9 protein-coding genes are annotated in these 6,560 nt (G+C 62.8%); all 9 read right to left on the bottom strand.

Annotated elements, in window-relative coordinates; genetic code table 11:
• Nucleotides 1-155 precede the first annotated feature (155 nt).
• Nucleotides 156-1,808, bottom strand: a complete 1,653-nt coding sequence (locus EPN80_RS20065) for a methyl-accepting chemotaxis protein (RefSeq protein WP_293031609.1) — start codon at nucleotides 1,806-1,808, stop codon at nucleotides 156-158.
• Nucleotides 1,809-2,026: 218 nt separating this feature from the next.
• On the bottom strand, nucleotides 2,027-2,968 hold the full coding sequence (ldcA, locus tag EPN80_RS20060) for a muramoyltetrapeptide carboxypeptidase (RefSeq protein WP_293031606.1): 942 nt from the start codon (nucleotides 2,966-2,968) through the stop codon (nucleotides 2,027-2,029).
• 1 nt (nucleotide 2,969) lies between these two features.
• Nucleotides 2,970-3,524 carry a tRNA adenosine(34) deaminase TadA gene (gene tadA, locus EPN80_RS20055; RefSeq protein WP_293031603.1) on the bottom strand — a complete coding sequence of 185 codons (555 nt, stop codon included), beginning with the start codon at nucleotides 3,522-3,524 and terminating at the stop codon, nucleotides 2,970-2,972.
• On the bottom strand, nucleotides 3,517-3,924 hold the full coding sequence (locus EPN80_RS20050) for a DnaJ family domain-containing protein (RefSeq protein ID WP_293031601.1): 408 nt from the start codon (nucleotides 3,922-3,924) through the stop codon (nucleotides 3,517-3,519). Before EPN80_RS20050 ends, tadA begins: the two co-directional genes overlap by 8 nt.
• Nucleotides 3,925-3,957: 33 nt before the next feature.
• Complete coding sequence (locus EPN80_RS20045; protein WP_293031598.1) at nucleotides 3,958-4,197, bottom strand: hypothetical protein; 240 nt, start codon at nucleotides 4,195-4,197, stop codon at nucleotides 3,958-3,960.
• A complete protein-coding gene (gene arsB / locus EPN80_RS20040) occupies nucleotides 4,194-5,261 on the bottom strand; it encodes an ACR3 family arsenite efflux transporter (RefSeq protein ID WP_293031595.1) in 1,068 nt (355 codons plus the stop codon). The genes EPN80_RS20045 and arsB overlap by 4 nt, the downstream gene beginning before the upstream one ends.
• Nucleotides 5,254-5,769: an arsenate reductase ArsC gene (locus EPN80_RS20035; RefSeq protein WP_293031592.1), complete on the bottom strand. Its 516-nt coding sequence runs from the start codon at nucleotides 5,767-5,769 to the stop codon at nucleotides 5,254-5,256. The genes arsB and EPN80_RS20035 overlap by 8 nt, the downstream gene beginning before the upstream one ends.
• A complete protein-coding gene (locus EPN80_RS20030) occupies nucleotides 5,766-6,224 on the bottom strand; it encodes an ArsI/CadI family heavy metal resistance metalloenzyme (protein WP_293031589.1) in 459 nt (152 codons plus the stop codon). Before EPN80_RS20030 ends, EPN80_RS20035 begins: the two co-directional genes overlap by 4 nt.
• Entirely contained in the window at nucleotides 6,221-6,553 is a 333-nt protein-coding gene (locus EPN80_RS20025) for a metalloregulator ArsR/SmtB family transcription factor (protein WP_293031586.1), read from the bottom strand. Before EPN80_RS20025 ends, EPN80_RS20030 begins: the two co-directional genes overlap by 4 nt.
• Nucleotides 6,554-6,560: the final 7 nt, after the last annotated feature.

Here is a 6,560-nt window from a genome sequence, read left to right as displayed (position 1 = left end):
CGGCGCGACGCGACGCTCGGGCGGCGCGATTGCGTTACGGCGCTAGCAGGATAGAGAGACTAAAGGCGGGGAAATGCCGCAGAGAGCGCGTGCGCACCGCCCTGGCCAGAGGGGCCAGGGCGAAACGATGATGCGGCGTGACGGGAGTGGAAATCTCAGGCGGCGCGGGCCAGCGCGGGCTCCGGCGACGGATATTCGAGCATCGGGGTTGCCGCGGCTTCGGCCGGCGCCAACGCATCCGCGCCGCTCAGGCGGAACACCGCGACCGCATTGCGCAAATGCCGGGCCTGCTCCTCGAGCGAGCCGGCCGCGGCGGCAGCCTCTTCGACCAGCGCAGCATTTTGCTGCGTCATCTCATCCATCTGCGTGACAGCGCGATTGACCTCTTCGATGCCGGTGCTTTGCTCAGTCGACGCGGCGGAAATCTCACCCATGATGTCGGTCACCTTGGTGATCGACTTGACGATCTCCTCCATGGTCTGCCCCGCCCGCGCGACCAATGCCGAGCCAGCCTGCACGCGCTGCGCCGAATCGTCGATCAAGCCCTTGATTTCCTTGGCCGCGGCGGCGCTGCGCTGTGCCAGCGTGCGCACTTCGCCGGCGACCACGGCAAAACCCCGCCCCTGCTCGCCGGCCCGTGCCGCCTCGACCGCGGCGTTGAGTGCCAGAATATTGGTCTGGAACGCAATGCCGTCGATCACCGAAAGGATGTCGGTGACCTTGTTCGAGCTTTCGGTGATGCCCTGCATGGTTTCAACCACCTGCCCCACCACCGCGCCGCCGCGCGCGGCGGTTTCGGACGCCGTGACAGCCAGTTGGCTGGCCTGCTTGGCGTTGTCCGCGTTCTGCTTGACCGCCGAGGTCAACTGCTCCATGCTGGCCGCCGTTTCCTCCAGCGACGAAGCCTGTTCCTCGGTGCGCGAAGACAGGTCGGCATTGCCGTTGGCGATTTCGCCGGCACCGCTGCTGATCGCCTCGCTGCTATCGCGCACCACCCGCACTGTTCTGACCAGCGCCTCCTGCATGCGCTTGAGCCCGGCCAGCAGATTGCTCATTTCATTCTTGCCCGACACGGCGATGGTCGTGCTCAGATCACCGCCGGCAATTTTGTCGAAGTAGGAGACAGCCTGATTCACCGGCTTGACGATCGCGCCGATCAGCGCCTGGCGGGCAAAGACACCCACCAGCAGCGCCAGGGCGACCGCGCCCCCGAGAACCGCGCGCATCAACATGAAGGTGTGCTGCGCCGATTCATAGAGCGCTTTCTGATGGGCCACGTGAATCGCCTGAAGCGCATTCAGCGTTTTGGTGAATTTGGCCCACACAGGCGGCGCCGACGATGCCTGCAAACCATTGAAGGTCGACAGATCACCCGACTTGAGCGCCCCTGCTGTCGGCGCCAGGATGTCATTGACGAAATGGGTTCGAGTGACATCGGCCTGCTTGGCGAGCGTCTCTTCCTGCGCGTTCAGTTTGGGGCGGTTCATATATTGCTGCCACAGCTTGTCGGAGACCGTGCGGTAACCGTCATAACGCTTCATGACAGCGCCCAGTTCGGCGGTATTGCCAGCCGACAGGTAGGACGACATCGTCGCCAATGCCTGCCGCATGCGCTGCAACTCCTCGGAGCTGTTTCTGATTTCGGTCAGCGTCGGCGTGTCGACCGCATAAATCGACCTGAGAGAGTCATTGCTGGACTTCAGGGACGTCATGCCCAGAACGCTCGCAACAATCAGCAGTACGACGAACAAGCTGATAACGAGCGTAAGGCTGGCGCGGATCGTGAGATTTTTGTGAATGGCGGTCACTGCTTTGGTCTCCAGGAAAGCGTGGGATCCGGCAACAGCCCGGTATGCGCTCAATCGGGTATCCCACTTACTTCCTTATCGGCAGTGAATCGCTCCAACTTAATGGCCAACCGCAATAAAAATCAGGCTGGATCGTCCCGAATTTCAAAATTCAAAGTTTTTTTGACGATTCCCGAGCCATTCCGGACAAAAGACGCCGCTGCCGGCATGCGCGCATGTCACGACGGCAAATGCGGGTATTGGCTCAACGTCAAGCTCGCCTGATCGCCGAGCGTCTGCAGGCGGGCCAGACCGCCAAATGGCAGCGTCAGCTTGTTCTCGCAATGACCGAACGGCAAACCGGTCACGATCGGGATGCCAACGACCGACCGCAGATGCGCGAGCATCGCGTTCAAATCATAGCCATTGTCGTAATCGGTCAGGCGAAAACCCGAGAAATCGCCCAGCACGAGTGCCCGCTGGCGCCCCAGCACGCCGGCCAGGTGCAACTGGAGCAGCATCCGCTCGATCCGGAACGGGTGTTCGTTGATGTCTTCGACGAACAGAATGCCGCCGGCGATGTCGGGAAAGTAAGGGGTGCCAAGCAGACTGCACAGCATTGCCAGGTTGCCGCCCCACAAGATCCCCTCTTCGGCGATGTTTGTCATCGAAGCATCGTCGGACCTGGCGGTCCACGACACCGTCACCGTCGGCGAAGTGACGGTGCGCCAGAAATGCATCATGGTGAATTCACTGGGGGTGGGCGCGCCGAAATCGTACGCCAGCATCGGTCCGCCGAACGTCGTCAGGCCGGCTCGCTGCCATAACGCCATCTGCAACGCCGTGAAATCGCTGTGCCCCACCAGTACCATGGGAGCCTCGCCCAGGCGCCGCCGCAGCGCGGCATAGTCGAGCCCCGGCAAAACGTGCACGGCACCGTACCCGCCGCGCACGGCCAGTGCAATGTCGGGCAACGCATGCCCCGCCTCTGCCAGCCGGTTGATCTCGGCCGCGCGCTGCGCAGGCGTGCCCGCAAAGCGCTGGTGACGGCGCTCGGTCGCCGCGATATTGGTGACCACGCAACCGGCCTGCTCGAGCCGGCCGATGCCACGGCCGACCGCCGCCGCATCGGGGGGATACCCCGATGGCGCGATCAATTCAACGACACGGGACTTCGGCACGTTAGACGGCTCCGTGGGGTAGTGTATTGACGGGTGCGGCCGCGTCAGCCGCGCTGTGAGCGGCCTGTCGCCGCCGTTCTCGGGCCATGGCGCGCCGTTGTGCGAAGAAGCTTTGCAGCAGTTGGGCACAGGCCGCTTCCTGCACGCCGCCGAGCACCGCCGCGTGGTGATTCAGGCGTGTCTCGGCAAACAGATCAACCACGCTGCCGCACGCTCCGGTCTTGGGGTCGGGCGCGCCAAACACCACCCGCGCGATGCGCGAATGCATGATCGCCCCGGCGCACATCACGCACGGCTCCAGCGTGACGTAGAGTTCGCACGACGGCAGCCGGTAGTTACCCAACGCCTGCGCGGCAGCCCGCAACGCCTGCATCTCGGCGTGCGCGGATGGGTCGTGACCGCCGATCGGGCAGTTGTAACCGGCCGCGACGATGCGGCCCTCGTGCACCACCACCGCCCCCACCGGTACCTCGCCATGCGCCATGGCTAGGCGCGCCTGCTCGAGCGCGGCAGTCATGAACGCCGCGTCGTTACCGGAGACGGCTGTATCAGTCATGGGCAGTGGGATCGGACGAGGAAGAAGTTGGGCCCGGCATACCTGCCAGACGCTCGGCGACGGCCAGTCGATAAGTCCCGGGGACCTGCAATGAGCGGCCAAGCGTAGCCTCGAGCGCGGCGTTGAGGGCGTGCCAACGCGCCTGCAGGCGCACCAGCGACGGCTTGTCGAAAGTCTGTGCCAATTGAGTTTCGACCTCACGCAGTTCGCGCAACTGCAGGATTTCAGGCGGTACAAAGCCGGCGTTTTTGAGCACGCGATAAGCGGCGCGACGCTCCTGCGGCACCAGCAGGTCGTCGTCCAGCGCCTGAGGGCGCCCGGCACCGGGCAAGCCGTCAAACTCGCCGCGCCGATAAGCCTCGGCGATCCGCTCTTCGATAATCGCGTCGAATATTGCCATCGCGGGAAATCCCAAATCGGGCCGCTCGGCCCTTCAAGCGGTTATTTTCGCATAAGCAGGACGCGGCAGTCCTGGCTCTGAACGCCGCTCCGTCTTGCCGAATGCCGTGGCAAACTCCGAGGCAAGCCACGCCATGCCTGGGTCCTGCGCGTTGGGTGCGTTCCAGAGCAACGAGACTTCATAGCTCGGCACTTGCAGTGGCAACAGGCTCGCCGCCAGTCCCAGGGTGAAAATGCCATTGGGGCCGGTCGAGCGCCGAGACGGACGATTCAATCGTGCTTGAGCTCGTACCAGTGTTGCGAGCGCTTGACCACGCCCACCACCAGCAGCATCACAGGCACCTCGATCAGCACGCCGACCACGGTGGCCAACGCCGCACCGGAGTGAAACCCGAACAGGCTGATGGCGGTGGCCACCGCCAACTCGAAGAAGTTGCTCGCACCGATCAGGCTCGACGGTCCGGCCACGCAATGGGCCACACCGAGCTTGCGGTTGAGCCAATAAGCCAGGCCGGCATTGAAAAAGACCTGGATCAGGATCGGCACAGCGAGCATGGCAATCACCAGCGGCGCCTCGAGAATAGCCTGGCCCTGAAACGCAAACAGCAGCACCAGCATGGCCAGCAACGCCGCGATCGAATACGGCCCGAGTCTCGACACGACATGCTGGAAATTGGCCTCGCCCTTGGCCAGCAGCACGCGACGCATCGCCTGCGCGAGAATCACCGGCACGACGATATACAGGCCGACCGATGCAATGAGCGTGTCCCAGGGTACCGTGATGGCGGACAAGCCGAGCAACAGCGCAACCAGCGGTGCGAAGGCGACAATCATGATCGAATCGTTGAGCGCCACCTGCGACAGCGTGAAATAAGGATCACCCTTGCACAGTTGCGACCAGACGAACACCATGGCCGTGCATGGCGCGGCCGCCAGCAGAATGAGCCCGGCAATATAGCTGTCGAGTTGGCCGGCCGGCAACCAGGCGGCAAAAACATGGCGCACGAAGATCCAGCCAAGCAGCGCCATCGAGAACGGCTTGACCAGCCAGTTGACGAACAGCGTGACGCCAATGCCGCGCCATTGCCGCCCCACTTGCGTCATCGTGGTGAAATCGATCTTGATGAGCATCGGAATGATCATCACCCAGATCAGCACACCCACCGGCAGATTGACTTGCTCGACCTGCATGCGCCCGATGGCCTGGAAAATCCCAGGTGCGATTTGGCCCAGCGCGATGCCCGCCACAATGCACAGCGCCACCCACACCGTCAGGTATCGCTCGAAGAAGCCGATCGCCGGGCGCGTGCCGAGTTGCAATTGCTCCGAATTACTCATGCGAAGCCTCGGCCGACCGTGCGCCGATCTCGCGCATCTCATGCTGGATGGCGCTGCGATCGAGCAAATGCAGCGGCAGATTGACGAACTGGCTCACCCGGTTGAGGATTTGCCGATATACCCGGTGAAATACCTTGCGCGTCTCTTCCTCGCTGCCTTGAAATGCAGCCGGATCCTCGAAGCCCCAGTGTGCACTCAGCGGATGCCCCGGCCAGATCGGGCAGACCTCCCCGGCGGCCTGATCACACACCGTGATGACGAAGTCCATTTGAGGCGCGTCTGGCGCGCCAAACTCATCCCAGCTTTTACTGCGCAATTGAGACGTGTCGTATCCCAATGAGTCGCACAGTTCGAGGGCGTACCGATTCACGGCGCCACTAGGATGGCTGCCCGCGCTGTAGGCGCGAAAGCGCCCTTTGCCAAGCACATTGAACAACGCCTCGGCCATGATGCTGCGCGCGCTGTTACCGGTGCAGAGAATCAGTACCGAATAAGGTTTGTCGCTCACGTGCGGCTCCGAAATGCGATGGTCGACGCGCTCGGCGTGCAGCATGCGGCCGACGCGGGCTCGCCGGCATCTCGCGCCTGTCCGAAAGTCGGCGCACTCTCCAGCGTCAGGAAGGTCTCCCAGGCCACGCCCTGCGGGTCGACTGTCCATGCCTTGTCGGACTTCGCGTAGCAGCATGTGGTGCCGCTTTGAGCCTCGACCGGCAGGTCTGCCGCGGCAAAGCGGGCGTTCATCTCGGCCAGCTCCGCCTCGGTCTGGACCTGGATGCCGACATGATCGACACCCGGCTTTGCTCCTCGCTGGGAAATCGCGAAATTGACGGCTGGGTCGTCCAGTTCCCACTTGCAGTAGTCGCTCTTGCGCACCGTCGGCTCGGCATTGCCGAACATCGCGCGATAAAACCGGATGCTCTCGTCCAGATTCTGGACAGACACATGGATATGCATGCGCTTCATGCTTGATCTCCACAGCAAAAAGAAGACTCGCTGGCAGCGCATGCCGCGCCGGCACAGCAGTTCTGGGTGAGAAAACCGACCAGACCGTTCATCGCATCGAAATTGGCCGAGTAAAAAATAAAACGACCGTCCTGCCGGGCCCTCACCAATTCGGCATGCGACAGATCTTTCAAATGAAAAGACAGGCTCGATGGCGTCAAGCCCAACTGTTGCGAAATTTCGCCAGCCGACAGCCCGCTGGGGCCGGCTACCACCAGGGCCCGAAAAATCGCCAGGCGCGATTCGTGGGCCAGCGCGCTCAGCGCGCGAACAACGAGATTTTGATCCATGACGAGA

This window comes from Pandoraea sp. (assembly GCF_004297875.1).
In the GTDB taxonomy this organism is placed as follows: Bacteria; Pseudomonadota; Gammaproteobacteria; order Burkholderiales; family Burkholderiaceae; genus Pandoraea.
The sequence above is the reverse complement of the archived record's forward strand: the minus strand, read 5'-3'. Positions and strand labels throughout refer to the sequence as shown.

Bases quoted from the DNA above. Each gene is read 5' to 3' on its own strand.
- tadA (WP_293031603.1), bottom strand. From the start codon at position 3,524: ATGACTGATACAGCCGTCTCCGGTAACGACGCGGCGTTCATGACTGCC.
- EPN80_RS20050 (WP_293031601.1), bottom strand. From the start codon at position 3,924: ATGGCAATATTCGACGCGATTATCGAAGAGCGGATCGCCGAGGCTTAT.
- arsB (WP_293031595.1), bottom strand. From the start codon at position 5,261: ATGAGTAATTCGGAGCAATTGCAACTCGGCACGCGCCCGGCGATCGGC.
- EPN80_RS20030 (WP_293031589.1), bottom strand. From the start codon at position 6,224: ATGAAGCGCATGCATATCCATGTGTCTGTCCAGAATCTGGACGAGAGC.
- EPN80_RS20025 (WP_293031586.1), bottom strand. From the start codon at position 6,553: ATGGATCAAAATCTCGTTGTTCGCGCGCTGAGCGCGCTGGCCCACGAA.